The organism is Cyanobacterium sp. Dongsha4 (assembly GCF_036345015.1).
Taxonomy (GTDB): Bacteria; Cyanobacteriota; Cyanobacteriia; order Cyanobacteriales; family Cyanobacteriaceae; genus PCC-10605.
Genome location: NZ_CP084098.1, coordinates 3,227,122 through 3,252,640, shown reverse-complemented (window position 1 = coordinate 3,252,640; position 25,519 = coordinate 3,227,122). Strand labels below are relative to the sequence as shown.

Genomic DNA, 25,519 nt, shown 5'->3' with positions numbered 1-25,519 from the left:
TAGATAGACTTACTCCTTCTCTAATAGTTTTAGGTTACATGATTATTGGCTTAGTGGTTTTTTGGACTCTTAAAATGATTGATAATAGAACTTAATATTGTCAATTGTGAATAGGCAATGGGCAATGGAGGTTGAAGAGAATTTTTATGAATGTTAGACTAAACTGAGGTCATACTTGATGCAAGGCTCTCCTTCGCAGGGATTAACTTCCACAGAAATATGAGTCAAAGAAGGAATATGTTTAAGGAGATTTTTATAATAGTTGGGCGATCGCATCTCATGGGTAACAATAGAAATCATCACAGCTACACTATTTTGACTTAAATACCATAGGTGCAAGTCAACCACCCGATTATCCGCATCCCCTTCAATAGCATTAATTACCGCTAGGCGAGTTTTTTGATCCGCAGTTCCATCTAATAAAATTGAGCTAGTATCTTTAATGAGATGATAAGCCCATTTTGTAATCACCCCTGCACCGACAAAACCCATAATTGCATCAAGCCAAATCCAACCCCAAATTTTGCCTCCAAACAAAGCAACAATTGCGAGGATAGAAGTTAAAGCATCTGCCAAAACGTGTACATAAGCCGCTTGAAGATTATGATCTTGATGGTGATGATGTTCATGGGTATGATGATCATGATGATGGTGATCGTCTTGTAGTAACCAAGCACTAACTAAATTAACGATCAAACCAATAATTGCCACTGCAATGGCCTGATTAAAATATATCGGACGTGGTTCAAATAGACGCATTCCCGACTCTAACGCCATAACTAAAGCAATTACCCCTAACGCCACGGCACTAGCAAACCCTCCTAGTACATTTACCTTACCTGTACCAAAAGTAAATTTAGGATTATTAACATTTTTTCTCGCATATCGATAAGTAAATAAAGTGATAGCAAAAGCACCAACATGAGTCGCCATGTGCCAACCATCCGCCAAAAGTGCGATCGAACCGAACAGTAAACCCGTAATAATCTCCACCACCATGGTTATTGCCGTCAAAATCATCACTATCTGGGTTTTTTTCTCCGATTTTTCCTGATTTATCAGAAAATCATGAGAATGTTGCCATTGTTCTAAATTATGTACGTGCATTAATTTCGTAACAAATAATACTTAATTTTTAACCATTTATTTTATCCCAAACTCAAATCTATTCTTAAATCTTAATTACCCTCTACCCAAACCTAAACAGTAAACCTGTAAACTAGCTTAAAAGTAATTGACTCTCTAGCCTACTAGAAGGTTTAACGTATAAATAGAACTATTTTTTCCTTTAGTGAATTGGAATTGAACTGATTATGCTTAAGTTTTCTACTAAAATTATTCTCGCTTCAAGTCTTTTATCAATGTTTTCTTTACTTTTAGGAGGTTTATTTTATGTCACTCCCCTTAACATTGCTAATGCTGATGAAGTTGTCAACAATTCAATAATAAAGAGCGTTTGGGATAGAGAAACAAAGCCTTCTTACTCAGGAGTTAGAAAAATGACCGTCTATCGGAGTCCCAATTGTGGTTGTTGCGGTGGCTGGATAGAACACGCCAGAAAACATGGTTTTATCGTTAAAGATATAAAAACTAATGACTTAGAATCGATCAAACAAAAGTATAAAATTCCTACAGAATTAACATCCTGTCATACAGCTATTATTGACGGTTACGCAATGGAAGGACATATTCCCGCCGATGACATTAAAAGTTTTCTATCCACAAAGTCTCAATTTTCTGGTTTAGCTGTACCTGCCATGCCTATTGGAACTCCCGGAATGGAAGCACAAAACATCAAACAACCTTTTCAAGTCTTAGCTTTCAATAAAAAAGGAGAAGTGCAGGTATTTAAAAACTATCATTCCTATTAACCAAAAGTTATATTATCAGAATTTCGGAATAATTAAGTCATGGTTAAAATAAATCGTCGTCAGTTGATTTTATTTGGTACGGCTAGTGTCGGTACTATTTTCTTTACTAACAAATTTAATCAGAATATTTCCAGTCAACCCTTACCTTCTTCTAATGTTTTCGATGTTTATAAAAGCTCTAATGGTTTATTAGAGTTAGACTTAGAAGCCAAAGAGAATCTCGTTAACATAGGAAATACCAAGGCTTCTTTACTTACTTATAATGGCAAAATTCCAGCACCTCGCTTGGAAGTAAAACCCGGAGATAAAGTTCGTATTCACTTTACTAACAGTCTCTCTCAACCAACAAATATTCACTATCATGGCTTACATATTCCCATTCAGGGTAATGCAGACAATGTTTTTCTTCACATTAAGCCCAAAGAAAAAGTAACTTATCAATTTCAAATACCTAATAATCACCTTTCGGGAACTTTTTGGTATCACCCTCATCTTCATGGTTTTGTGGCTGAACAATTATTTGGTGGTTTAGCAGGTTTATTTATTGTACGAGGGGATTTAGATGAAATTCCTGAAATCAAAAGTGCTAAGGAAGAATTTTTGGTATTACAAGATTTTGCTGTAGATAGTAATGGTAGAGTTGCTAATTCTGCTCATATGTCTTTAATGACAGGAAGGGAGGGTAATATTATTACTGTCAATGGGCAAGTGAATCCCCGTATTTCTTTTCCAGAAACAGGATTATTACGTTTACGTATTCTCAATGCTTCTCCCTCTCGTTTTTATCGTTTAGCGTTGGAAAATCACTCTTTTTATCAAATTGCTACTGATGGTGGAGGTTTAAATAAGCCCATAGAGGTTAAGGAATTACTATTAACGCCGGGGCAACGTGCGGAAGTTTTAATTAAGGGTAATCAACCTGCAAAGGAATATCGTTTGTTAAATTTACCTTATAATCGTGGCGGCATGGGCATGATGGGCGGTGTAGGTATGATGGGCGGTATGGGCATGAGAAACGGAGATAGTAGGGATAACACTCCGATGGTATTAGCTACGGTTAATTATGAATCTTCTGGGCAATCTTCTTCTATCCCCAATGAATTAGTGGCGGTTTCTCCTTTACCTGAACCTCAAACTGTAAGAACCTTTGAACTCAATCACGGGATGAATCCCAGTGTGGGTATGGCTTTTCTAATTAATGGTTTGGCTTATAGAAGCGATCGCATCCATACACAAGTAAGAGTCAATACCGTAGAAGATTGGGAAATCATCAATACAGGAGTAATGGATCATCCTCTTCACATTCATAATAATGCTTTTCAAGTTATCAGTCGTAACGGAAAACCAGAAGATTTACTGGCTTGGCGAGATACGGTATTAGTAAAAACGGGTGAAACGGTGCGTATTCGTATTGCTTTTCGTGACTTTGTTGGTAAAACAGTCTATCATTGCCATATTTTAGACCATGAAGATTTAGGTATGATGGGCAATTTAATGATTAACGGTTAAACATTTGGTTGATGAAGGTGATGATAAAATGTACCCCTTACCGTTACAATCCAGACATTTTTCTGGATAATATTCAACAACACCCTTATAAGTAGGTGTGGAAGTTTTGACCAACTTAACCCCTGAACCTTTACAGGTTTTACATATTTGCATAATTTTTTCTTATCTTTTGATAATTTCATTAGTAAACATTGATTAGAGAAAAAAGAGATATTTTATTGACAATAAGGAGTTATATCTTCTCCCATTTCACACAAAAAAGATAATGCTCTAAAACGTAACATCATTAAATCTTCATAAAAGGGATTTAATTTACACAAAGGTGGAATTTTAAAGATGGAACGGTTAAAAAGTCTAATTTCCCTAGCAAAAGGGCAAGTATTAGGAATTAAATTAACTATTTTTTCTGCAGTTTCTTTAGTGCTAATTTCTAAATTTTCTAATCTTTTCTTAATAAAATTAAAGGGGGAATTCATCAAAACTAACAAATTAAAGTTAAACATTATCTTTCTACCTGATTAATTAGCTTTACTTAACTATTATTAGTCTAATAATATTTTTTGTTTATAGCAATATAATATAAATAGAAGTTTGCTTAGGTTTAGATAAGTTTTATTTATTGTTTGACAAAGATAGAATCAAAACTAAGGTCATTTATAAGCATCTCATTTGACACCTGAAAACCCGAAACCTGTCCTTATTCGATATTCTCAAAGCAAAACTCAGGTTAAATAAGTACATAACGTCAGTTATTAATGATTCTAGTCGCATTGAAAATAGCAACCAAAGCAACTCCTACATCGGCAAAGACAGCCTCCCAAAGACTTGCAACCCCAAAAGTTCCTAAAACAATGAATAAGCCCTTTACAGCTAAAGCAAATACAATATTTTGCCAAACAATATTATGAGTTTTTCTTGCAACTTCGATCGCTTCTGGTACTTTAGAAGGAGCATCCGTCATAATTACTATATCAGCAGTTTCGATCGCAGCATCAGAACCTAAACCCCCCATTGCCATACCCACATCTGCCCTTGCAATAATAGGGGCATCATTAATACCATCTCCCACCACCGCAACTTTTTCTTTTTCTTTACTTTGATAAATGAGATTTTCTAAAGCTGTAACTTTGTCTTCGGGTAACAATTCTGCTTGATAGGAATCTAACCCTAAATTTTTGGCAATTTCTGAAGCAATAACCTTATTATCTCCAGTTAACATCACAGTTTTTTCTATTCCTAACTCTTTCAACCGAGAAATGGCAAACGTAGCATCTTCTTTAATTTGATCAGCAATCAAAATGTAACCTGCATAATTATTATCTACCGCTAAATGGACAACAGTGCCTGTAACATTGCAAGTATCATGAGAAATATTTTCTTGATGCAATAGTTTATCATTCCCCGCAATGACTCGTTTTCCGTCAATGATAGCAGAGACACCATAACCTGCTAATTCCTGATAATTATCGATAATAGAATCGTCAATTTCTCCCTCATAGGCTTGGCGAATAGATTCAGCAATGGGATGGGAAGAATAGGTTTCTACCCCTACAGCAAAAGCTAATAATTCTTCTTTCGTAAAACCATTATAAGGAACTATATTCGTTACCTGAAATACCCCCTTTGTCAAAGTACCAGTTTTATCGAAAACTATGGTTTTCACCTGTAACAAAGAATCGAGATAAGTTGCTCCTTTTACCAAAATTCCCTTTTTTGCCGCTCTGCCAACCCCTCCAAAATAACCCAAAGGAATACTAATTACTAATCCACAAGGACAAGAAATAACTAATAATACTAAAGCACGGTAAACCCATTCACCATGACTAGCATTAGGTATCAATAATGGTGGTATCAAAGCAACAGCTAAAGAAGTAAAAACAACTATTGGGGTATAGTATTGAGCGAATTTGCTCATAAATTTTTGTGTAGGAGCTTTTTTACTACTAGCATTTTCCACTAAATCTAAAATTCGAGTAATGGAAGATTCTGCAAAAAGTTTAGTTACTTTAAGAGTTAACACCCCTGTTTGATTTATCATTCCTGCTAATACTGTTTCTCCTTTTCTCACCATGCGGGGTACAGATTCTCCAGTTAAAGCCGACGTATCTACCTGAGAATCACCTTCTAATATTTCTCCATCTAAAGGTATTTTTTCTCCAGGTTTAACAACAATGAAATCGCCTATGTTGACCTGTTCAGGATTAACTTTTTTTATACCATCCTCATCTTGAAGATTAGCATAATCAGGACGAATTTCTAATAAAGATTTAATGGATTTACGGGAACGATTTACCGCCAATTCTTGGAATAATTCACCAATTTTGAAAAATAGCATCACTGCCACTGCTTCAGGGAGTTTATGAATAGCAAACGCCCCTAAAGTTGCAACAGTCATTAAAAAGTTTTCATCAAAAAATTTACCTTTAACAATATTTTTCCCTGCACTCATCAAAACATTCCAACCAGCAAGAAGATAAGCAGGTATAAAAACTAAATATTCTCCGAAAGAATAAATCGTGTTATGTAATTGATTTTCAAAACCAAAACCCAAAATAAATAAAACACTGACAACGATGACAGATATAACCTCTTTTTTTAGATTTACATCTTCTCTTTCATGGTGATGATTATGACTGCTATTGTTTTGTGTGCAACAATGTTTTCCCATGATAAAACCTTAATATATGAACAAATATTCATATTTTATCTTAAAAAGTTTTTTTTGGAGAATGATGAGGGGGAAATCTGGGCCTAGGGTATTGGGGTATTAGGGGATTAGGGGGATGTTTGGCTTACAGATTTTAAGTAATAAAAGAAAATCTTGAAACAATTAATTAATCATTTTAAATTATCAAAAATCATTACTTATTACTCGTTAGTCATTACTCCCTCTTAACCAAAAATTTTAAAATGAAACAGCCCTGAAGATAAAGCAGGGTTTTTTCATTCTCAAAAATGTCTATTTTTGAAACTAACAAATAGTAACAGATACAGGAGTTTTTAAGTATTAATTAATCAATTATTAAGAAAAAACGCTCCCCTCTACTGTGGGAGAGGGGTTGGGGGTGAGGGCAAGATAATTTTGCCCTGACTTTGAAAAAACCCTGAAGATAAAGAGGGGTTTGTGCTTTGCCTCTTTTCCCTTACCTTAACTTACCAAGAAAGTATCCTAGTAAATATAAAGAACCACAAAGGACAATAGATGTAGTTGCAGTTTCCTGATTGTTGGTAACAGAATCTAGGGCAGTGTATAAATCTCCGTAAGTTTGTACCTGTTTTAATTGGGGTTGAATGGTTTTTGCTAATATTGCTAATTCTTCGGGTTCGGCGGTGCTATGATCTGGTACGGGTACTAAATGAAGTTGATCTTCAGGACGTAATAATTGCTTAAAAATACCTTCGTGGTCTTTTGTGTTTAACATTCCCATGACCCAAGTAGTGGGTTTATGCAAGGTATCCACATATTGTCTTAAAACCTTTGCAGAAGCTACATTATGAGCTCCGTCAATTAGTAAATCTCGTTGTTGCCACTTCACCCATTCAATTCTTCCTCGCCAACGGGTGTTTTTCATGCCTTCTTCTATGGCAGATGTAGGGATTTGCCAACCTTTTTCTTGTAATATTTTGATAGTTGCGATCGCAATTGCTGAGTTTTGTAACTGTATATCTCCCGCTAAAGCTAAAGGATAGTTAACCCCTTCATATTCAGCTTGATTAGGGGATAATTTTTGGGCTGATTTTACCCAAATTGTGGGAGCGTTTAATTCTTCTGCTCGATTTTTGACTACCTCAACGGCTTCTTCTGGGAGATTTCCCACCACTGCAGGGCATTTCTCCTTAATAACTCCTGCTTTCTCAGTGGCAATTTTACTGAGGGTATCCCCCAATCTTTGCCAATGTTCTCGACTGATAGAAGTGATAATACTAGCTAAAGAGCGATCGCATACATTAGTAGCATCAAGTCTTCCTCCTAAACCCACTTCCATCACTGCCACATCAACCTCTGAATTAGCAAAAAAAAGCCAAGCCGCCGCCGTAATAACTTCAAATTGAGTGGGACATTCAGGATCATTAGGATTAATAACTGATCTTATTTTTTCTAAAATTGTTATTAAAATGTCTTCTTCTATGGGTTTTTCATTAAGACAAATTCTTTCCGTCCAGTTAACTAAATGAGGAGAAGTATAGCGTCCTGTTTTGTATCCTGAAGCGGTTAAAATTGACGATAAATAAGCACAAACAGAGCCTTTGCCATTAGTTCCAGCTACATGAATTATAGGCACTTTTTCTTGAGGATTATCTAGCAAAGCTAATAAATTTTTAATTCTTTTTAATCCCAAATTAATCCCAAATCTTTGAAAAGGTTGTAACAAATCCTCAATTTGATTTCCCATACTTCAGTTATTTGTTTTTGTTAATAAAACTTAATAAATAATTGTATCATTATTGTTAAACGCAACATCCCCTATCTTTGTTGCACTTATTCAAAACATTACTAGGTTATAATTGATAATTTAGGGTTAATAATTGATTTTAAACATAACAAAATTGATTCGCATTTCTGACAAAATTTACTTCATAACCTAAACTTCACGCTCTGAACTCAGGTCTATTTATTCTTAACAAATTGCTGTAAAATCGATTCATCAAGAAAAGTAGATAAAGTTATTTTAATACATAAACATACTATTCAATAAGCATGATTAATTTTCTGATTCAGCATATATGGTTTATCCCCTTATATGGATTGTTAGGGGCTATTTTTAGTCTGCCTTGGGCATTAGGATTTATTCGCAAAACAGGACCTCGCCCGGCGGCCTATCTGAATATATTAATGACCTTACTATCATTTTTTCATGGCAGTATCATCTTTTTTAATATTGGTAATTTTCCCTCTCAAAGTGTTGTTTTTCCTTGGTTTAGTATTGCTGAATTAGATTTGTCTTTAGCCATCGAAATTTCTCCTGTCAGTAGTGGTGCATTAGAGTTAGTTACCATTATTAGTTTACTGGCGCAAATATTTGCCATGGGCTATATGGAGAAAGATTGGTCATTAGCTCGATTTTTTGGTTTAATGGGCTTTTTTGAAGCGGCTTTAGGGGGTATTGCCATCAGTGACTCCCTTTTACTCAGTTATGGTTTGTTAGAGTTGTTAACCCTTTCTACTTATCTATTAGTGGGTTTCTGGTATGCACAACCCCTTGTTGTTACGGCGGCTAGAGATGCCTTTCTTACCAAAAGAGTTGGGGATATTCTGTTGTTAATGGGTATTGTTGCTTTATCTAGTGATGGAGCGGGATTAAGTTTTTCTCAGTTGAAAGAATGGGCCGAAAATCCCTCTGTTAGTGGTTTGACAGCGACTTTAATTGGTTTAGCCTTAATTGCAGGCCCCACAGGCAAATGCGCTCAATTCCCTTTAAATCTCTGGTTAGATGAGGGGATGGAAGGTCCTAATCCAGCTAGTATTATGAGAAATTCGATCGTAGTTTCGGCTGGAGCTTATGTATTAATTAAATTAGAGCCAGTATTCACTCTTTCTCCTGTGGCTTCTCACACTTTGGTGGTAATTGGGGCGATTTCTGCCATTGGAGGTTCATTAATTGCTTTAGCACAAATAGATCTTAAAAGGACTTTTTCCCATTCTACCAGTGCTTATCTAGGTTTAGTCTTTATTGCGGTGGGATTGGGTCATGTGGATATTGCCTTTTTGATTTTATTCTGTCATGGGGTTGCCAAGGCTTTATTATTCATGAGTGCAGGTTCAATTATTCTGACTACCAGTTGCCAAAATATTACGGAAATGGGGGGAATTTGGTCTAAAATGCCCAGTACAACCCTTGCTTATATGACAGGCAGTGCAGGAATTATTGCTTTATTACCTTCAGGAATGTTAATTACTTTCCATCGCTGGTTTAATGGTAGTTTAGAGGTTTCTTGGTGGTTATTAGGTATTCTTTTGTTAGTTAATTTGATTAATGCCCTTAACTTTACCCGTGTGTTTCGGACTGTTTTCTTGGGCAAAACTCAACCTAAAACCCGTCGAGCTCCTGAAATTCCTTGGCAGTTAGCAATTCCAATGGTTTCTCTCACCATTATTACTTTACTTGCTCCAATTCTACCTTTTGATTATTCTCTCTGGTTAAGTCCTAATGCTCCTATTTTAAACAATACTGCTATGGTGGTTAGTTATGCCTTACCTTTAATTATCGCCTCTGGTTTGTTGGGTTGTGTTATCGGCTTTTTAATTCCCCTCAGAAAAGGTTTTTATCGCCCTGTGGAAAAATCCGTGCGAGTCATTCAAGATTTACTTGCCTATGATTTCTATTTAGACAAGATTTATCAATTTACAGTTGTGGCTTTTGTCTCTAATTTAGCTAAGTTTACCACATGGTGCGATCGCTACATTATTGATGGAGTAGTTAACCTGATTAGTTTAGTAACTATTTTCGGAGGCAATACCCTTAAATATAATACTTCTGGTCAATCTCAGTTCTATATCTTAACCATCATTGTAGGAGTGGTATTATTAATGTGGTCTATTCTAAGCGGACAATGGAATAATATTCTTAACTATTGGGGATCATTTTAATGAGAGATTGATCAATAATAAATTTCTTTAGTCATTCCTTTAAAAAAGAGCTAAAGTCCTCATTACAAAACCATATAGATATTATCTGCTAAATGTTTAATTAAAAAGTTTTTCTCAAAATTATTAACCATCAACTATTAATTATTTAATATGCTTAGTTCCTTAATATGGTTGCCTATTTTTGGGGCAATAATTATTTGTTTTTTACCTAGCTTTAAAAATACTCTTATTTATCGTAATATTGCTTTAAATATTGCGATCGCAACTCTGATTATTAATATCATCATTGGGATTAATTTTGACATTAACTTATTTGATAGTCAGTTTACTGAAAGTATTTCTTGGCTAAATTGGCTCGGTTTGGGCTATGATTTGGGAGTTGATGGTTTATCTTTACCCCTTATTTCTCTCAACAGTTTATTAACTTTAATTGCTATTTATATCTCTCCTAAAGATATTCAAAGACCTCGTTTCTATTATGGAATGATTTTACTTTTAACAGGAGGAGTTGCCGGGGCATTTTTAGCAGAAAATTTATTGTTATTTTTCCTCTTTTATGAAGTAGAAATTGTACCTTTATATTTTCTCATTGCGGTTTGGGGGGGAGCAAAAAGAGGTTATGCGGCAATGAAGTTTTTACTTTATACTGCTTTATCTGGATTCCTCGTCTTAATTTCTTTTTTAGGTTTAGTTTGGTTTAGTGGAGAGCCAACCTTTGCTTTTGAGCCTTTAAAATCTCATGGTTTACCTGTGGCTACTCAAATTTTACTCTTAATTCCTCTCTTAATTGGCTTATTCATCAAAATCCCCATTTTTCCCTTTCATACTTGGCTTCCTGATGCTCACGTTGAAGCTAGTACACCTGTCTCAGTTTTATTAGCAGGGGTGTTATTAAAACTAGGCACTTACGGCTTATTACGTTTCGGGGTGGGTTTCTTCCTTGAAGGTTGGTTGGTGATTGCCCCTTACTTAGCTTTCTTGGCGGGAATTAGTGCTTTATATGGTGCTATGTGTGCGATCGCGCAAAAGGATATGAAAAAAGTAGTAGCCTACTCATCCATTGCCCACATGGCTTATGTTTTACTTGCCGCTTCTGCCACCACTAGATTAAGTTTACAAGCATCTATTTTACAAATGGTGAGTCATGGTTTAATCAGTGCCATGTTATTTATTTTGGTGGGTATTGTCTATAAAAAAACAGGTAGCCGTGATGTGGATTATTTAAGGGGCTTACTCAATCCCGAAAGAGGTTTACCTGTCACTGGTAGTTTAATGATATTAGCAGTCATGGCTAGTTGCGGTATTCCGGGCATGGTTGGCTTTATTTCTGAATTTTTGGTATTCAGAGGTAGCTTCCCTATTTTCCCCATTCCTACATTACTCTGTCTCATTGGTACAGGTTTGACGGCAGTTTATTTCTTATTAATGGTGAATAAAGTCTTTTTTGGACGCTTAACCCCCGAATTAAGCAATTTACCTAGAGTTTTATGGACTGAGAGAATTCCTGCTCTGATTTTAGCGGTTTTAATCATTCTTTTTGGTTTACAACCCCATTTTATTAGCCGTTGGAGTGAAACCCAAGCCTCCCTCATTTTCTATGGTGGAGAAGAAAATGCTTCTTTTGTGATGAGTAATCGTCACACTTTTAGTCATAATTTATAACCAGTGAATAGATTAGATTAAAAAAAGGCAAAGGGCAATAATTTGAGTTCGGAGTTCGGAGTTCGGAGTTCGGAGTTCAGAGTTCAGATAAAAAAAGATAAAAAAGAAATTTTCCCCTAACATCCCAATCTCCTAAAACTCTAATACTAATTGCTCATTAATTAATCAGAGAAAAGGTGCTGATAACCGTATTAGCAGTCATGACCTAAGAGTGCTAAATTGATCTATGGGAAAAAAATAAATATAGTCTTACAGCAGAAATATCTATGGCTAAAATTGTATCTTTTAAAGAAGAGTCCAGAAGACACCTCGAACAAGGAGTTAACGCCCTTGCTAATGCAGTGAAAGTGACTTTAGGACCTAAAGGTAGAAATGTATTATTAGAAAAAAAATTCGGTGCACCTGAAATCGTTAAAGACGGTGTTAGCGTTGCCAAAGAAATCGAATTAGAAAGCCCCTTAGAAAATACTGGCGCTCGTTTAGTGCGCGAAGTTGCTTCTAAAACCAAAGACATTGCAGGAGATGGTACAACCACCGCTACAGTTATCGCTCAAGCAATTATTAAAGAAGGCTTGAAAAATGTTACTGCTGGTGCTAACCCTGTGGCGTTACGTCGTGGTATTGATAAGGCGATCGCACTTTTAGTGAAAGAAATTTCCGCTATGGCTAAACCTGTTGAAGGAGATGCGATCGCTCAAGTTGCTACCGTATCCGCAGGAAATGATGAAGAAATCGGACAAATGATTTCCACCGCCATGGATAAAGTTACCAAAGATGGCGTGATTACCGTAGAAGAATCTAAATCCTTAGCCACCGAATTAGAAGTAGTGGAAGGAATGCAGATTGATAGAGGCTATATGTCTCCTTATTTTGTCACCGATCAAGAAAAACAAATAGTTGAATTTGAAAATCCCCTCGTCTTAGTTACCGATAAAAAAATTAGCTCTATTGCTGATTTAGTTCCCGTATTAGAAAATGTTGCCCGTGCAGGTAAACCCCTTTTCATCGTTGCTGAAGACATTGAAGGAGAAGCCCTTGCTACCCTCGTAGTTAATAAAGCTCGTGGTGTCTTAAACGTGGCCGCCATCAAAGCACCCAGTTTTGGCGATCGCCGTAAAGCCATGTTACAGGATATTGCTATTTTAACTGGCGGACGTTTGATTTCTGAAGAAATTGGCTTGAGCCTTGATACTACCAATTTAGATGATTTAGGTAAAGCTCGTAAAATCACCATCGAGAAAGATAACACCATTATTGTTGCGGATGGAGAAAATAAAGCAGAAGTAGAAAAAAGAGTTGCTCAAATCCGTAAACAACTCGAAGAAACTGATTCTGAGTACGACACCGAAAAATTACAAGAGCGTATCGCTAAATTAGCTGGTGGTGTAGCAGTGATTAAAGTAGGTGCGGCTACTGAAACCGAATTAAAAGAAAGAAAATTACGCATCGAAGACGCTCTCAACGCTACCAAAGCCGCAGTAGATGAAGGAATTGTACCCGGAGGTGGTGCAAGTTTAATTCACTTATCTCCCAAAGTAGCCGAATTAAAAGATAGTCTTACTATCGAAGAAGAAAAAATCGGTGCAGACATTGTTCTCAGAGCCATTCAAGCTCCTCTAGCTCAAATTGCTAACAATGCAGGAGTAGAAGGTGCGGTTGTTATTGCCAAAGTTCAAGAATCCGAAGCCAACATCGGTTATAATGCCTTAACAGGAAAATATGAAGACTTAATCGCTTCTGGTATTATCGATCCTGCGAAAGTGGTTCGTACCTCCTTACAAAACGCCGCATCTATTGCCGGATTAGTATTAACTACCGAAGCCTTAGTAGTAGAAAAACCTGCTCCCGAACCTGCAATGCCCGATATGGGTGGCATGGGCGGAGGAATGCCCGGCATGGGTGGCATGGGAATGCCCGGTATGGGAATGATGTAATTCCTTAAAACTTATTGACAGGTAAGATACCTGTTTCATCTTTTATATTGTAGGGGTTGAACATTGGTTTGACCCTTTTTTTTGTTAAATTTTATTACTTTTTGTAATTTACTTATTTTCTGAATGTCATTATTGAAAAGTAAGTTAAGAGTTAAGAGATTCTATAAGCCCTTAATTCTTCATTATTTTTAATTCTGATTTCCCGTGACTATATCAATTTTATTTTCCGTTCGAGTTTGGAATAAGATTAGATTTTTAAGCCCCAAAGAGCGCAGTCGTTTTTTATTTAAAGTAAGAAGAATTACTCATAATAGTATTCCCCACCGTCAAATTAGGGAATTAGATATTAATAGTAATCTAAAAATTTTTCGTATTAGATATAATTTAAACTATCGAATTATTGCAACTTTATTAAGAGATAATCAAGATAATTCTGTTATTAAAATCGTTGATTTTATCTCCCATGATGATTTGGATAGAGGTAAGTTTCCTATAGATGGTGCTGGAGAATATAGCATAGAAGATATTGAAAATTTAAGCCGTGAAGAATTACAGGAAAATATTGTACAAGAACATCTTTGGCGTGATAATAGTTTAAGTATTAATTATAGTTATTTCACTCATCAAGAAAGTGATTTTTTCTCTTTTACAATTAACCCTGAAAGTCAAACAGATCCAGACTTAATTTTATCATCTCAACAGTATCAAATCATTACAGAAAAGCCTAATTTACCTACTTTATTAACAGGCAGTGCCGGAAGTGGAAAAACTTCGATCGCACTTTATTTAGCTCTTCATAATGCCCATACTCAAAAAAATGATGAATCGTCTTATCAAGTTTTATATGTCACTTATAATCGCTCATTAACTAACTATGCACAGAATATAATTAAGCGCATTTATCCTGAAAAATTAGATAATTTTATTAATATATATTATCAGAATTTATGTCAAATTTTTAGTGAAAAACATAAATTAAATATTGAGAGATTTAAGCCTGAAAATAAAATTAACTTGTATCGTTTTATTAATCATTTTTATCAACACCAAATTCAGAAAATAAATAACCTTAGTCCAATATCTTTATGGGAAGAAATTAGACATTTATTAAAAGGCTCATTAGAAGCAATTAATTTAGAAAATAATCTCATTACTTATGAACAATATCAAGAATTAATTAATCATAGTACTTTAAGAAGAGATATAAACTATCAACAAGTTTATCAGCTAGTTATAAACTATCAGCACTGGTTAGAATCTCATGAATATTGGGATGAATTAGATTATACTCACTACCTATTAAAACAAATACCAGAAGATTATCAAGGGGAATATCAAGAAATTTATTGCGATGAAATTCAAGATTTGACTCAAATTCAAGTTAAATTTTTACTAAAATTATTAGTCTTAAATAATGATGGTTATAGCTTACCAAAAATATTTTTTACAGGCGATCCAGCCCAAATAATTAACCCTAGTGGTTTTAGTTGGAATAAAATAAAAAATAATATTTATCAATCATATCAAAATTATTATCAAATCAATCAAATTAACGAACAAATTAAGCCTAAGCACCTAAGTATTAATTTTCGTTCCTATAGCGGTATCGTCAATTTAGGTTCAAGTATTGTTAATATAATCCGAGAAAATAGTAATAATCAATCGGAATTAATTAAACAAAAAACATGGCTAGAATCAGAAATAAAACCTTTTATTTTAAGAGAGAATCCTGAGCAAATTTTTCAAGAAAAAGCATCTTTTGGTCTTAAAAATGCCATTATTGTTAGTGATGAAAATGAAAAAGAAAGATTAGCCTCATATTTTCCTCAAGATAGTGAAAGAATTTTAACGATTCAAGAAGTAAAAGGCTTAGAATTTGATGAGGTTTTAATTTGGAACTTTTTTACTGGTTTTGACAGTTGGCAAAATCGCAATAATCAAGCCATTAGGGAGTTAAATAATTTTAAATATAACTGCTTATACGTTTGTATAACAAGGGCAAGAAATAAGTTATATTTTTATGATCAACAAACTACAGATTTTTGGAATAAACCAGAAATTCAAAATTTAGTTACTCAAGGTAATTTAGATGAGTTAGAAACTATTTTTGCGTCTTATGAAAGCCTAGATAAGATGAGAGAGGCGGCGGAAGAATACGTTAATGAGGGTAGCGAAAAAAGTTATAAAATTGCTATTCAAATTTATGAAAGAATAAAAGATGAAAAAGAAATAAATAGAGTGAAAGCCTTATTATCAGAGTTGCAAGAAGATTGGGAAAACGCAGGACAATACTGGGATAAAATTAATGATTTTGTTAATGCTTTTCGTTGCTGGGCAAAAGTAAATAATAATTTATGGCAGAAAAAATGGGGATATTTGGCTGAAGAAGAATGGAATTTGAGAGGAGATTATTTCTATCGAGAAAATAATTTTGCCATGGCTATTTATTGCTATCAGCAAAGTAATAATAAAGAAAAGGAAATTGATTGCTTAGAAAAGTTAAATCAATGGGAATTAGCTGGAGATAAATTAAAGGAAATGGGGAGAGAAATAGATGCTTTTCATAACTATGAATTAGCCAACGAATATTATCAAGAAAATAAACAATTAGATAAATCAGCACAAATGTGGACAAAATTAGAAGAATGGAAAAAAGCCTCTCCTCTTTGGGAAAGTTTGCAAAAATGGGAAAAAGCTGGTGAATGTTGGCAAAAAGCAGAAGAATTTGAGTTATCGGCGATGTGTTGGGAAAAAGTAAAGGCATGGGAAAAAGCTGAAGAATGTTGGCAAAAGTTAGAAAACTGGGGAAAAGTGGCTATCTGCTGTCAAAATCAAGGAAAATGGCGATCGAGTGCCAGAAATTGGCTTAAAATAGAAGATAAAAATAAAGCGGCTTACTGCTATCAACAGGCTAATGATTTAGATAAAGCAATAGAGTTATGGCAGGAATTGGAATCTTGGCACCAAGTTGCGATCGCATTTGAACTAGAACAAAGATACTCAGAAGCCGCAAAAATATGGGCAAAAGTCAACCCCCTTCAACAAAAAGCCTTATGTCATGAAAAATGTGAGGAGTGGGAAGACGCAGAAAAATGTTGGCGAGAGTTGGGTAACTGGTATCAGGTTGCCTTGATGTGTGAAAAACAAGATAAATGGCTAGAAGCAATAAAAATATGGAGAAAATTACGCAAAACAGATTTAGAAAGCAAAGCCATTGAGAGAGTCAGAGAAATCAAAAAAACAGCCCAATATTACGAAAGAATTGAAAATTGGCAAGAAGCAGAAAAATACTGGCGTATAGTCGATAACAAATTAAAAATAGCAATTTGTCTGTATAAACAAGCAACAAATTGGCAAGAAATAGCCGAAATTTATCAAAGTTTACAACAATGGGAATCGGCGGGGAAAGCATGGCAAAAAATCAATGAATGGGAAAAAGCCGCCGAATGTTATGAAAAAGGTAGCTGTTGGCAATTAGCAGAAGATTGCTGGAGAGGATTAAACAACACCAAAAAATTAGCCTACTGTTTAGGAAAGCAAGGTAAATGGTATGAAGCAGGAGAAGAATGCTTAAAAATTGACGATATTCAAAAAGCACTTATCTGCTATAAAAAGATTAATCATCTTAGCAAAATGGAAGAATGTTACAGAAAGCTAGAAGAATGGGAAAATGTAGCAAATGTTTGTGAAAAGCAAGAAAAATGGACAGAAGCCGCTAAGATATGGATAAAAATGCCTCAATATGAAAAAGCAGGTGAATGTTACGAAAAAAGCCATCAATGGGAATATGCAAAAGAATGTTGGAAACACATCGGCAATGATAAAAGGGCATTATATTGCTTAGAAAAATCTATAGATAATCTAAAGTAAGTAAATAAATATTAGGTATTTTAAGTAATTAATTTTTTTAATCTATTTCTTACCCAGATTAATGGGTTATTATCGTCTTCTTCCTTATCAATTAATCCCATCATCCTCAACTCATTTTGTCTTTCTACTAATTCATTTTTTCTTTCCGATAATTTATTAACAATTAAGTCATAAAGTTCAGGATTTTTCATTAATAATTTTCTAAAATTAGCCTGATTAATACAAAAAAGAATTGTTGGCTCTACTGCTTTAACTGTAGCAGTTCTAGGCATCCCTAACATCAAAGATAACTCCCCAAAAAAACTACCTGCTTCTAAATAGTTTAAATGCTTATTTATTTTTTCAACAAATACTTTAACTTTGCCTGAAAGAATAATATAAAAAGTATCTCCTATTTCATTTTCTTTGAATAAAATTTGTTCTTTTTCTAAATTTTTTCTATATCCTGATTCAATTAATTTTCTTATTTCTATCTCATTAAAATCTTGAAAATAATCTACCTCCCACAACATATCTTTAATTGATTTTTTTGAATTATTATTATGATTTTTGTTATTCTTTTCCTGACTAATATTTATATTTTTATCTCCTAAAACATCAGGATAGTTTTTCAGCCAAACATCTCTTTGAGGAAAAGGAATAGTAATGTTATGTTGACGAAAAAGATACTCAATAATAAAATTCAAATTACTTCTTATTTCTGGTTCTTGATCAATAGGATTTATCCATACTCTTAACTCTAAATTAAGGCTACTATCTCCAAAACCGACAAATAAAACTTCTGGGGAAGGTTGTGCCACAACCCTTGATTCTTGGTAAGCTGACTGTAATAATAATTCTGTCACTAATACTAAATCTGATTGATAGGCAACTGCAATGGGGATAATTATTCTAGCAGTAAAACTATTATAACTCCAGTTAGTAAAACGATGATTGATGAAAAAACTATTAGGGATGAATATTTCTGAACCATCCTGAGTTTCAACTACTGTGGAACGGGTAGAAATTTCTGTTACATATCCTTTTACATTTTCTATTTCAATAAAATCCCCCGGTTTAATTGGCCTTTCAAATAAAAGAGTTAAACCACTAATAAAATTTTTTGTTATATCTTGTAGCCCAAAGCCAATTCCTAAACCTAAACCTCCTCCAATAACAGCTAATGTGGATAAATTAACTCCAAAATATTGTAATAATAAAATAAATAATATTGCACCAAAAAAGTAACTAATAATATTAGCAAATGTTTCTCTATTAGCAGAATCTATATTTAATTTATTAAGGATATTTTCCTTAAATATTTTCTTAAAAATTTTGCCAACGATAATAACAAAAATTAAAGCAATTACAATTTGCAGTAAGGCAATTAAAGAAATGGATGTTCCGCCCACAGTCAGCATAAATATTTCTGAATAATTATTAGTTTTAACTACTTGACAGTGCTTTTAAATATTCGATCGCAGCTTCTAATTTAGTAGAATAAGAAAGAGCGAATTGTTCAAACCAAAACCCTTCATCGGAATAAGGATCTAAATTTTTTAACCATACCTCTGCTTTTCTGGTGATTAACTTTTCTTGTCTTTGTTTTTCTAACTCTTGTTGTCTAATTTCTTCTAAATTTTCAGATTTTTTGTTATGATTAATTTCTTTTTGTTTTTGATGATAAGAAGTAACTAATTCACTGATATAATTCTCTGCAATTCCAGATTTTTTTTGCGATTTATGAGCAGATTGTTTTTGTTTATATTGTTTTTCTATATCAGATATAATATCATCAGAATCTATTTTTGATTGAGACTGTTTTTGATTAAACTTAGACTCTATTTCTGATATTAAATTATCTTTCTTATTCGATTTTGAGTTAAGGGAATTACTAGATTTTTTTCGCTGAAATTTTCCCTCAATCTCTGAGACTATATCCTCCGTTATATCTTGATTTTCTGAAACCTTTTTTTGTGACTCTATTTCCGAAATAAAGCTATCAATATCAGAATTGTTGGATTTTTTTTGCTCTCTATCTAACTGATTATGATTGACCTTTGATACTTGTTTATTTTTTTGTTGATATTTACTTTCTATATCCTGTAAAAAATTATCGATTTCAGCCATTTTAAACCCCAAAGTTTTAGACTCAAATTTTCCTTATTATTACAATATAACAATCCTAAATCATTTATGATATGGCGTTTATCTAAATGCTGAGATACACCAATTATCAGTATTCAGGAATGGGCAAAGGGCAAGGAGCAAAGGTTATAGTATAATATTCACGGTCAATCATAGAAAAAACAAGAGACTAACAGCTAATGAATGTCCACTGGCAATCAGTCAAAGAATACGAAGACATACTTTACTTTAAATGGGATGGCATCGCCAAAATAGTAATTAATCGACCTCATAAACGTAATGCTTTTCGTCCACAAACAGTATTTGAACTATACGACGCTTTTTGTGATGCACGGGAAGATAAAAAAATCGGTGTCATACTACTAACTGGTGCAGGCCCCCATACAGACGGGAAATATGCTTTTTGTGCTGGGGGGGACCAGTCTGTTAGGGGTAAAGGGGGATATGTTGACGATGCAGGAGTACCCCGATTGAATGTTTTGGACTTACAGAAGTTGATTCGTAGTATTCCGAAAGTGGTTATTGCTTTAGTTGCTGGTTATGCCATTGGTGGAGGTCATGTTTTACACTTAATTTGTGACCTTACCATTGCCGCAGATAATGCTATTTTTGGACAAACAGGGCCGAAAGTTGGTAGTTTTGATGGTGGTTTTGGGGCGAGTTATTTAGCGAGAATTGTGGGACAGAAAAAAGCCCGTGAAATTTGGTTTTTGTGTCGGCAATATAACGCCCAACAGGCTTTAGATATGGGTTTAGTAAATACAGTTGTTCCTGTGGAAGAACTAGAAACAGAAGGAATAAACTGGGCAATGGAGATATTAGAAAAAAGTCCCATCGCCATACGTTGCCTGAAAGCGGCTTTTAATGCAGACTGTGATGGTCAAGCTGGACTACAGGAGTTAGCAGGAAATGCCACTTTACTTTATTATATGACAGAAGAAGGTGCAGAAGGTAAACAGGCTTTCTTGGAAAAACGTCCTCCTAATTTTCGTGATTACCCTTGGCTTCCATAATTAATTATGACTCTCTCATTGTGATTATGTAAATTATTGGTTTAGGCAGGAAAGAGGGAAGAGGAAAAAGAAAATTAGAGAGTATCAATTAAGTAATGTTATGATATAGACTGATCCTATCATCATTAATTAACCATGTCTCATCAATGCCCTCGATGTCATAATACTAAAATCATCAAAAACGGTTTTGCTCGTGGTCAACAAAGGTTTAAATGTAAGCACTGTAACTATCAGTTCACCACTGATAAGATTGATCGAGGTAAACCTATGTGGATGAAACTAGAAACAGCAATTCTGTATTGCAGTGGAATGTCTATGAATTCGATCGCAAAGCTTCTCAATGTTTCTGCTCAGACTATTTTAAATTGGATTAGAGCTTTGGCACTAGAAAATTATGAAAAGCCTGAACCCTGCGAAGCGGTGGTTGTGGAACTAGATGAACTTTGGCATTTTATAGAGTCAAAAAAAACAAGTTATGGATCTGGAAAGCTTATGACCGTAATACTAACAGACTTATCGACTGGGAATTGGGAAAGCGTGATAGTGAAACCCTCAAAAAACTTTTAATTAGATTACTAAAATGGGATGTAACAGTCTACTGTACTGATGATTGGAAACCGTACCAAGAGTTATTATCTAAACATCCAGATGCGTATCATGTGATGACAAAAAGCGAAACTATAGCCATAGAAAGAAATAATTCCGATAATCGTCATTGGTTTGCTCGCTTTCATAGAAAAACAAAAGTAGTATCAAAATCAATAGAAATGGTGGATTTAACAATGGGACTATTTGCAAAATTTAGAGTAAATGGAACGATCGATTCGTTAATAAATCAAAGACTAACATTACTTAGTTGAAGCTCTCGAAAATTATTTAATAATAAGCAAAAAACTTTTTACCCTTTAAATATTTTAAATATTATATTGATGATGATAGATAATAGCCAATTAGACTTAATTTTAGGAATTATTGCCCTTGTAATTGTTATTGCTGGTTTAGTGATGTTGTTTCAAGGGGTTAATACAATGAATAAATAATCAAATAAGTTGATGAGAATAGTTGACTATCTTTTTCATCGAATCAGCAGACTAAAATACTCTAGTTTTGACAATAAACACTGGAAAGATAATGCCAAAAGTTTCGCCGAAATTTACAGCATTTTGTTATCAGATAAATAACTGTAAAATAATTCTTTTTACTCCCTTTTTTTCTCAATATGGTTATTGGTTAGATTTCAACTTGCTGTAAATAAAATCAAACTAATTAGAAACAATTTCTTCTGTGGAATTAACATGACTTTCCGTCACCTTGTTAGGTTCAATAGTAAAATTAACTTGAGGAGTTGCACATCCTAAAGAAAATGATTTTTCTAGCAAAGCAATATCTGGTAAAGGTTGCCAATTATTGTCGAAAACAGGGGATGCAAAATGGCATGATTTCCAATGAGCTTTCACGGAAACTCCTAGCTGAGAACACATTCCCCCTCGTCTCCCTTCTGGAGAATAAAATCGACAGTATCGACAAGCTGAAGTACATTGGTTATTATGTGTCATCTTTTTAAGGTAAAATTTATCGGTTGTTTTTATCTTTCCTTATTATTACTTACTTGGGATCAAGGCTTTTTGAGCTAAAAACCAGTTATATTCAAGATCAACTTGTATTTTTATTCAGTTTACGTTTTAGATTTATTTAACTATTGCTTAACATATCTCAACTTTTTCTCAATGGTTAATTAAGTTAAATAAACTTTAATAAAAAACCTCAAAATATTATTACTATGCTTAATCTTTTTAAACCGTTTTATCCACTTTTTTTTGCTAGTTTAAAGGGAAATCCAGAGTCTGCTCACAATCAAGCCCTTAATATTCTTCATACGATTCAATCTCAACGAGATAAAACTTGGGGGAGATGGACTATTCAACAGTTAGAAAATTCTTTTTGCGTTAATTATCCTCATCTTTCTCAGTCTCTCTGGAATTTTAATTTTGCTCATCCTTTAGGTTTAGCGCCGGGATTTGATAAAAATGCGCAGGGGGCTGGAATTTGGTCTAGTTTTGGTTTTAGTTTTGCCGAGTTGGGGGCTGTTACTTACCATAGTCAGGGGGGTAATCCTAAGCCTCGGATGTTTCGTTTACCTGCGGATAAGGCTTTATTAAATCGTATGGGGGCAAATAATCAAGGAGCAGAGGCGATCGCACTTAGGTTACAAGAAACGTGGCAAAAACAAGAAAGAACTATTCCTATCGGGATAAACCTATGTAAATCGAAAATAACAGAGTTAAATGACGCAAAAGAAGACTATTTAAAAAGTTTTCAGGTCTTAAAAGCCCATGCTGATTATTTTGTAATTAATGTAAGTTCTCCTAATACGCCAGGATTGCGATCGCTTCAGGGAGGAGAACAATTAGAGCCAATCTTAGACACTTTGCAAAGCCATAATCAGGGAGAAAAACCAATTTTAGTTAAAATCGCCCCAGACCTAGAAAATGAGCAAATTAAGTCAATTATCAAGGTATCTCAGCAATATCAACTTTCAGGATTAATTGCAACTAATACAACCATCAAAAAAGAAGGATTACAAACAAAAATATTAAATGAAACAGGAAAGCCAATCACCGAAGAAGCAGGGGGAATCAGTGGTTTACCCTTAAGACAACGCTCAACCGAAGTAATTCGCTTTATTTATCGAGAAACAGAGGGAAAATTACCCATTATCGGGGTGGGAGGGGTTTTTGACACTGAATCCGCTTGGGAAAAAATCACCGCCGGGGCTACTTTACTACAATTCTATAGTGGTTGGGTTTATCAAGGTCCTTGGATTGTACCCGATATTTTACAGGGATTAAGCCAAAAGTTGAAAGAAAAGGGCTTAGATAATTTATCTCAAGCAGTGGGCATAGGGTAAGAGTTAGGAGTTTGAGGTTTTAAGGGATGAGGAGGAAATAGGGGCTTAGGGTATTGGGGTATTGGGGGGTAACTAATTAATTACCTTTACTCGTTGCTTTATCGTCATTGCTAATTAAATTTATGACCATTATTTGGTTGGCTTCTATCTTAGACTATCTTATCGGCGATCCGAAAAATTGGTTTCATCCTGTGCAGTTGATAGGTTGGATAATCCAAAAATCGGTTAATTTTGTCATTCACCAAACTGAGAATAAAACTGTTAGGAAAATAGCAGGAGTTATTTTGGGCTTAGTTTTGGTTTTGGGTAGTGGGGTAATTACTTGGTTAATTATCTATTTACTATCAAGAGTTAATTTTTGGTTGGGGTTTGTCTTTCAAGTTATCTTATTAGCTAGTTGTTTTGCAGGTAGAAGCCTATCAGATGCGGCGGAAGATGTTTTATCGGCTTTAAAAGAGAATAATTTATCCGAAGCTAGACATCGTCTCAGTTTTTATGTGGGTAGGGATACAGATAATTTATCCACTGAGGAAATTTATCGGGCAGTTTTAGAAACCGTGTCGGAAAATGCTACTGATGGAGTTACTGCACCCTTATTTTATGCTTTGTTGGGAAGTTTTATTCCTATAGTTGGTTGTGTACCAAGTGCGATCGCATATAAAACATTAAGCACCTTAGACTCAATGATAGGTTATAAAAGAGAACCATATCAAGATATAGGCTGGTTTAGCGCGAAATTGGAAGACTATATAACATGGTTGCCTTGTCGTTTAACAGTGTTAACTTTAGGCTTGATTTCTTTAAATCCTATTTATAACATGAAAGAATGTCGAAAATATGCCATACAAGACCCTAGCCCTAATTCTGGTTGGAGTGAAGGTATTTATGCTGTTATTTTGAAGGTGCAATTGGGAGGTGAAAATAGTTATCAAGGGGTGAAAAAGTTTAAACCTTTGTTGGGAAAGCCTGAAAGAGAAATTGATGAAAAAGTAATTAAAAAGGCTTTATTTTTAACTCGTTCTTGTTTTTTATTATGGTTATTATTAGGAGTTTTAATATTTTCTATAACATATTTATCTCTAAGCTAAAACGCATTAAACTTTCCTTTTTTATTAATTCTAAAAACTAACTCAAACCTTTACCTATTAACTTTTCCCTATCTTCATCATTCCATTTTTAGCTAGATGCAAGATCTGAGATTGAGAGATATGTACGAAAAAATAGATAAACTGATTGTATCTTGAACAAAGATAGCGACCTATTCTCAAAATATTAATTAATGAGTAAAGTAGATAGAATTTTAGCAAAAATGAAACTCAATCCTCACAATTGGTGGCTTGAAAATGTGAAAACTGTAGCACAAACTTATGGTATAGAATGGAGACAAAAAGGCACTTCTCATGTGGTTTTTATTAGAAGTGATGGAAAAACATTACCAATACCTGCACATCGTCCAATTAAGCCAATTTATATAAAAAAGTTCATCAATTTTGTAGAGAATTAGAGTTATGAATAATTTATTGTTATATCCCTTTGAAATAAAACCATTAACAGAAGAAGAAGGTGGTGGCTATTTAATCTCTTTCCCTGATTTTAATGAATGTATTTCTGACGGTGAAACTCCAGAGGAAGCAATGAAAAACGGTTTGGATGCTTTACAAGAAACAATTAATGCTTTAAAAAGTACTGGTTTTCCTATTCCTAAACCTTTTAGTGGTAGAAAAAATAATGATAATTTTTTTCAAAAAATACCTGAAAATTTATACCAACGTTTAGAAACATTGGCACAGAAAGAGAATATAAGTATAAATAGTTTAATTAATTCATTGTTAGAAGAAAGTTTGACTAAAAAGGAAACTAAGATTGCTTCTTAATTTTGTGAATAGTTAACTTCATAATTCATGTCCCAATGTCATTGTCTCGGTAAAATGAGGCATAAATTTTTTGAACTTACTTAAGCCATTACTTACTTAAGCTATTTAATTAAGTATTCTTAAAACGATAGTGACTAACTTATAAAAGCTAATTACAAATTT

The 25,519-nt window shown here is 34.1% G+C and carries 21 protein-coding genes; 13 read left to right on the top strand and 8 right to left on the bottom strand.

What is annotated here, in order from left to right:
• Window positions 1-153: 153 nt before the first annotated feature.
• Entirely contained in the window at window positions 154-1,107 is a 954-nt protein-coding gene (dmeF, locus tag Dongsha4_RS13915) for a CDF family Co(II)/Ni(II) efflux transporter DmeF (RefSeq protein ID WP_330202949.1), read from the bottom strand.
• Between the two features lie 206 nt (window positions 1,108-1,313).
• On the opposite strand from dmeF, the gene Dongsha4_RS13910 reads away from it, so the two are divergent.
• Complete coding sequence (locus Dongsha4_RS13910; protein ID WP_330202948.1) at window positions 1,314-1,871, top strand: DUF411 domain-containing protein; 558 nt, start codon at window positions 1,314-1,316, stop codon at window positions 1,869-1,871.
• Window positions 1,872-1,910: 39 nt separating this feature from the next.
• On the top strand, window positions 1,911-3,380 hold the full coding sequence (locus Dongsha4_RS13905; protein WP_330202947.1) for a multicopper oxidase family protein: 1,470 nt from the start codon (window positions 1,911-1,913) through the stop codon (window positions 3,378-3,380).
• Here Dongsha4_RS13905 and Dongsha4_RS13900 read toward each other — a convergent pair.
• The 4 genes from Dongsha4_RS13900 to Dongsha4_RS13885 form a co-directional block, all read right to left on the bottom strand.
• Entirely contained in the window at window positions 3,363-3,533 is a 171-nt protein-coding gene (locus Dongsha4_RS13900; protein WP_330202946.1) for a hypothetical protein, read from the bottom strand. The two genes, Dongsha4_RS13905 and Dongsha4_RS13900, sit on opposite strands and share 18 nt — an antisense overlap.
• A gap of 62 nt (window positions 3,534-3,595) precedes the next feature.
• Window positions 3,596-3,883: a Mo-dependent nitrogenase C-terminal domain-containing protein gene (locus Dongsha4_RS13895; RefSeq protein ID WP_330202945.1), complete on the bottom strand. Its 288-nt coding sequence runs from the start codon at window positions 3,881-3,883 to the stop codon at window positions 3,596-3,598.
• A gap of 242 nt (window positions 3,884-4,125) precedes the next feature.
• Window positions 4,126-6,048, bottom strand: coding sequence for a heavy metal translocating P-type ATPase (locus Dongsha4_RS13890; RefSeq protein WP_330202944.1), 1,923 nt, complete (start codon window positions 6,046-6,048; stop codon window positions 4,126-4,128).
• 475 nt (window positions 6,049-6,523) lie between these two features.
• Window positions 6,524-7,774, bottom strand: a complete 1,251-nt coding sequence (locus Dongsha4_RS13885; RefSeq protein WP_330202943.1) for a folylpolyglutamate synthase/dihydrofolate synthase family protein — start codon at window positions 7,772-7,774, stop codon at window positions 6,524-6,526.
• 305 nt (window positions 7,775-8,079) lie between these two features.
• On the opposite strand from Dongsha4_RS13885, the gene Dongsha4_RS13880 reads away from it, so the two are divergent.
• The 4 genes from Dongsha4_RS13880 (at window position 8,080) to Dongsha4_RS13865 (ending at window position 17,435) form a co-directional block, all read left to right on the top strand.
• A complete protein-coding gene (locus Dongsha4_RS13880; protein ID WP_330202942.1) occupies window positions 8,080-9,969 on the top strand; it encodes an NAD(P)H-quinone oxidoreductase subunit F in 1,890 nt (629 codons plus the stop codon).
• A 150-nt stretch (window positions 9,970-10,119) separates the two neighbouring features.
• Window positions 10,120-11,631, top strand: coding sequence for an NADH-quinone oxidoreductase subunit M (locus tag Dongsha4_RS13875; RefSeq protein WP_330202941.1), 1,512 nt, complete (start codon window positions 10,120-10,122; stop codon window positions 11,629-11,631).
• A 266-nt stretch (window positions 11,632-11,897) separates the two neighbouring features.
• Window positions 11,898-13,565 carry a chaperonin GroEL gene (groL, locus tag Dongsha4_RS13870; RefSeq protein ID WP_330202940.1) on the top strand — a complete coding sequence of 556 codons (1,668 nt, stop codon included), beginning with the start codon at window positions 11,898-11,900 and terminating at the stop codon, window positions 13,563-13,565.
• A 204-nt stretch (window positions 13,566-13,769) separates the two neighbouring features.
• Window positions 13,770-17,435: a UvrD-helicase domain-containing protein gene (locus tag Dongsha4_RS13865; RefSeq protein WP_330202939.1), complete on the top strand. Its 3,666-nt coding sequence runs from the start codon at window positions 13,770-13,772 to the stop codon at window positions 17,433-17,435.
• Between the two features lie 20 nt (window positions 17,436-17,455).
• Here the strand turns inward: Dongsha4_RS13865 and Dongsha4_RS13860 are convergent, their stop codons facing one another.
• Window positions 17,456-18,835 (bottom strand): mechanosensitive ion channel domain-containing protein, encoded by a 1,380-nt coding sequence (locus Dongsha4_RS13860; protein WP_330202938.1) that lies wholly within the window; start codon window positions 18,833-18,835, stop codon window positions 17,456-17,458.
• 25 nt (window positions 18,836-18,860) lie between these two features.
• The gene (locus Dongsha4_RS13855; protein WP_330202937.1) at window positions 18,861-19,544 is read right to left on the bottom strand and encodes a salt stress protein, Slr1339 family; all 684 of its coding nucleotides are present in this window, start codon (window positions 19,542-19,544) and stop codon (window positions 18,861-18,863) included.
• 197 nt (window positions 19,545-19,741) lie between these two features.
• Between Dongsha4_RS13855 and menB the strand changes: the two genes are divergently transcribed.
• From menB to Dongsha4_RS13840, 3 genes are all read left to right on the top strand, one after another.
• Complete coding sequence (menB, locus tag Dongsha4_RS13850; protein WP_330202936.1) at window positions 19,742-20,575, top strand: 1,4-dihydroxy-2-naphthoyl-CoA synthase; 834 nt, start codon at window positions 19,742-19,744, stop codon at window positions 20,573-20,575.
• A 135-nt stretch (window positions 20,576-20,710) separates the two neighbouring features.
• A protein-coding gene (locus Dongsha4_RS13845; protein ID WP_330202302.1) for an IS1 family transposase occupies window positions 20,711-21,435 on the top strand; the annotation gives its coding sequence in 2 pieces (ribosomal slippage) (window positions 20,711-21,035 and window positions 21,035-21,435; 726 coding nt in all).
• A gap of 69 nt (window positions 21,436-21,504) precedes the next feature.
• The gene (locus tag Dongsha4_RS13840; protein WP_015219177.1) at window positions 21,505-21,615 is read left to right on the top strand and encodes a hypothetical protein; all 111 of its coding nucleotides are present in this window, start codon (window positions 21,505-21,507) and stop codon (window positions 21,613-21,615) included.
• A 222-nt stretch (window positions 21,616-21,837) separates the two neighbouring features.
• Here Dongsha4_RS13840 and Dongsha4_RS13835 read toward each other — a convergent pair whose 3' ends face one another.
• Entirely contained in the window at window positions 21,838-22,131 is a 294-nt protein-coding gene (locus Dongsha4_RS13835) for a hypothetical protein (protein WP_330202935.1), read from the bottom strand.
• A 215-nt stretch (window positions 22,132-22,346) separates the two neighbouring features.
• Here Dongsha4_RS13835 and Dongsha4_RS13830 point away from each other — a divergent pair, with 215 nt between their 5' ends.
• The 4 genes from Dongsha4_RS13830 (at window position 22,347) to Dongsha4_RS13815 (ending at window position 25,357) form a co-directional block, all read left to right on the top strand.
• Entirely contained in the window at window positions 22,347-23,483 is a 1,137-nt protein-coding gene (locus Dongsha4_RS13830) for a quinone-dependent dihydroorotate dehydrogenase (RefSeq protein ID WP_330205443.1), read from the top strand.
• 122 nt (window positions 23,484-23,605) lie between these two features.
• The gene (gene cbiB / locus Dongsha4_RS13825) at window positions 23,606-24,571 is read left to right on the top strand and encodes an adenosylcobinamide-phosphate synthase CbiB (protein WP_330202934.1); all 966 of its coding nucleotides are present in this window, start codon (window positions 23,606-23,608) and stop codon (window positions 24,569-24,571) included.
• 191 nt (window positions 24,572-24,762) lie between these two features.
• Entirely contained in the window at window positions 24,763-24,987 is a 225-nt protein-coding gene (locus Dongsha4_RS13820; RefSeq protein WP_330202933.1) for a hypothetical protein, read from the top strand.
• Window positions 24,988-24,991: 4 nt separating this feature from the next.
• Window positions 24,992-25,357, top strand: a complete 366-nt coding sequence (locus Dongsha4_RS13815) for a type II toxin-antitoxin system HicB family antitoxin (RefSeq protein ID WP_330202932.1) — start codon at window positions 24,992-24,994, stop codon at window positions 25,355-25,357.
• The last annotated feature ends 162 nt before the right edge of the window (window positions 25,358-25,519 follow it).

What these genes read in the sequence shown, in the direction of transcription:
- Dongsha4_RS13910 (WP_330202948.1), top strand. Translation starts at nt 1,314, where the DNA reads ATGCTTAAGTTTTCTACTAAAATTATTCTCGCTTCAAGTCTTTTATCA.
- Dongsha4_RS13890 (WP_330202944.1), bottom strand. Translation starts at nt 6,048, where the DNA reads ATGGGAAAACATTGTTGCACACAAAACAATAGCAGTCATAATCATCAC.
- Dongsha4_RS13875 (WP_330202941.1), top strand. Translation starts at nt 10,120, where the DNA reads ATGCTTAGTTCCTTAATATGGTTGCCTATTTTTGGGGCAATAATTATT.
- cbiB (WP_330202934.1), top strand. Translation starts at nt 23,606, where the DNA reads ATGACCATTATTTGGTTGGCTTCTATCTTAGACTATCTTATCGGCGAT.
- Dongsha4_RS13855 (WP_330202937.1), bottom strand. Translation starts at nt 19,544, where the DNA reads ATGGCTGAAATCGATAATTTTTTACAGGATATAGAAAGTAAATATCAA.
- Dongsha4_RS13905 (WP_330202947.1), top strand. Translation starts at nt 1,911, where the DNA reads ATGGTTAAAATAAATCGTCGTCAGTTGATTTTATTTGGTACGGCTAGT.
- menB (WP_330202936.1), top strand. Translation starts at nt 19,742, where the DNA reads ATGAATGTCCACTGGCAATCAGTCAAAGAATACGAAGACATACTTTAC.
- Dongsha4_RS13840 (WP_015219177.1), top strand. Translation starts at nt 21,505, where the DNA reads ATGATGATAGATAATAGCCAATTAGACTTAATTTTAGGAATTATTGCC.
- Dongsha4_RS13885 (WP_330202943.1), bottom strand. Translation starts at nt 7,774, where the DNA reads ATGGGAAATCAAATTGAGGATTTGTTACAACCTTTTCAAAGATTTGGG.
- Dongsha4_RS13860 (WP_330202938.1), bottom strand. Translation starts at nt 18,835, where the DNA reads ATGCTGACTGTGGGCGGAACATCCATTTCTTTAATTGCCTTACTGCAA.
- Dongsha4_RS13815 (WP_330202932.1), top strand. Translation starts at nt 24,992, where the DNA reads ATGAATAATTTATTGTTATATCCCTTTGAAATAAAACCATTAACAGAA.
- Dongsha4_RS13895 (WP_330202945.1), bottom strand. Translation starts at nt 3,883, where the DNA reads ATGTTTAACTTTAATTTGTTAGTTTTGATGAATTCCCCCTTTAATTTT.
- Dongsha4_RS13835 (WP_330202935.1), bottom strand. Translation starts at nt 22,131, where the DNA reads ATGACACATAATAACCAATGTACTTCAGCTTGTCGATACTGTCGATTT.
- groL (WP_330202940.1), top strand. Translation starts at nt 11,898, where the DNA reads ATGGCTAAAATTGTATCTTTTAAAGAAGAGTCCAGAAGACACCTCGAA.
- Dongsha4_RS13900 (WP_330202946.1), bottom strand. Translation starts at nt 3,533, where the DNA reads ATGCAAATATGTAAAACCTGTAAAGGTTCAGGGGTTAAGTTGGTCAAA.
- Dongsha4_RS13820 (WP_330202933.1), top strand. Translation starts at nt 24,763, where the DNA reads ATGAGTAAAGTAGATAGAATTTTAGCAAAAATGAAACTCAATCCTCAC.
- dmeF (WP_330202949.1), bottom strand. Translation starts at nt 1,107, where the DNA reads ATGCACGTACATAATTTAGAACAATGGCAACATTCTCATGATTTTCTG.
- Dongsha4_RS13880 (WP_330202942.1), top strand. Translation starts at nt 8,080, where the DNA reads ATGATTAATTTTCTGATTCAGCATATATGGTTTATCCCCTTATATGGA.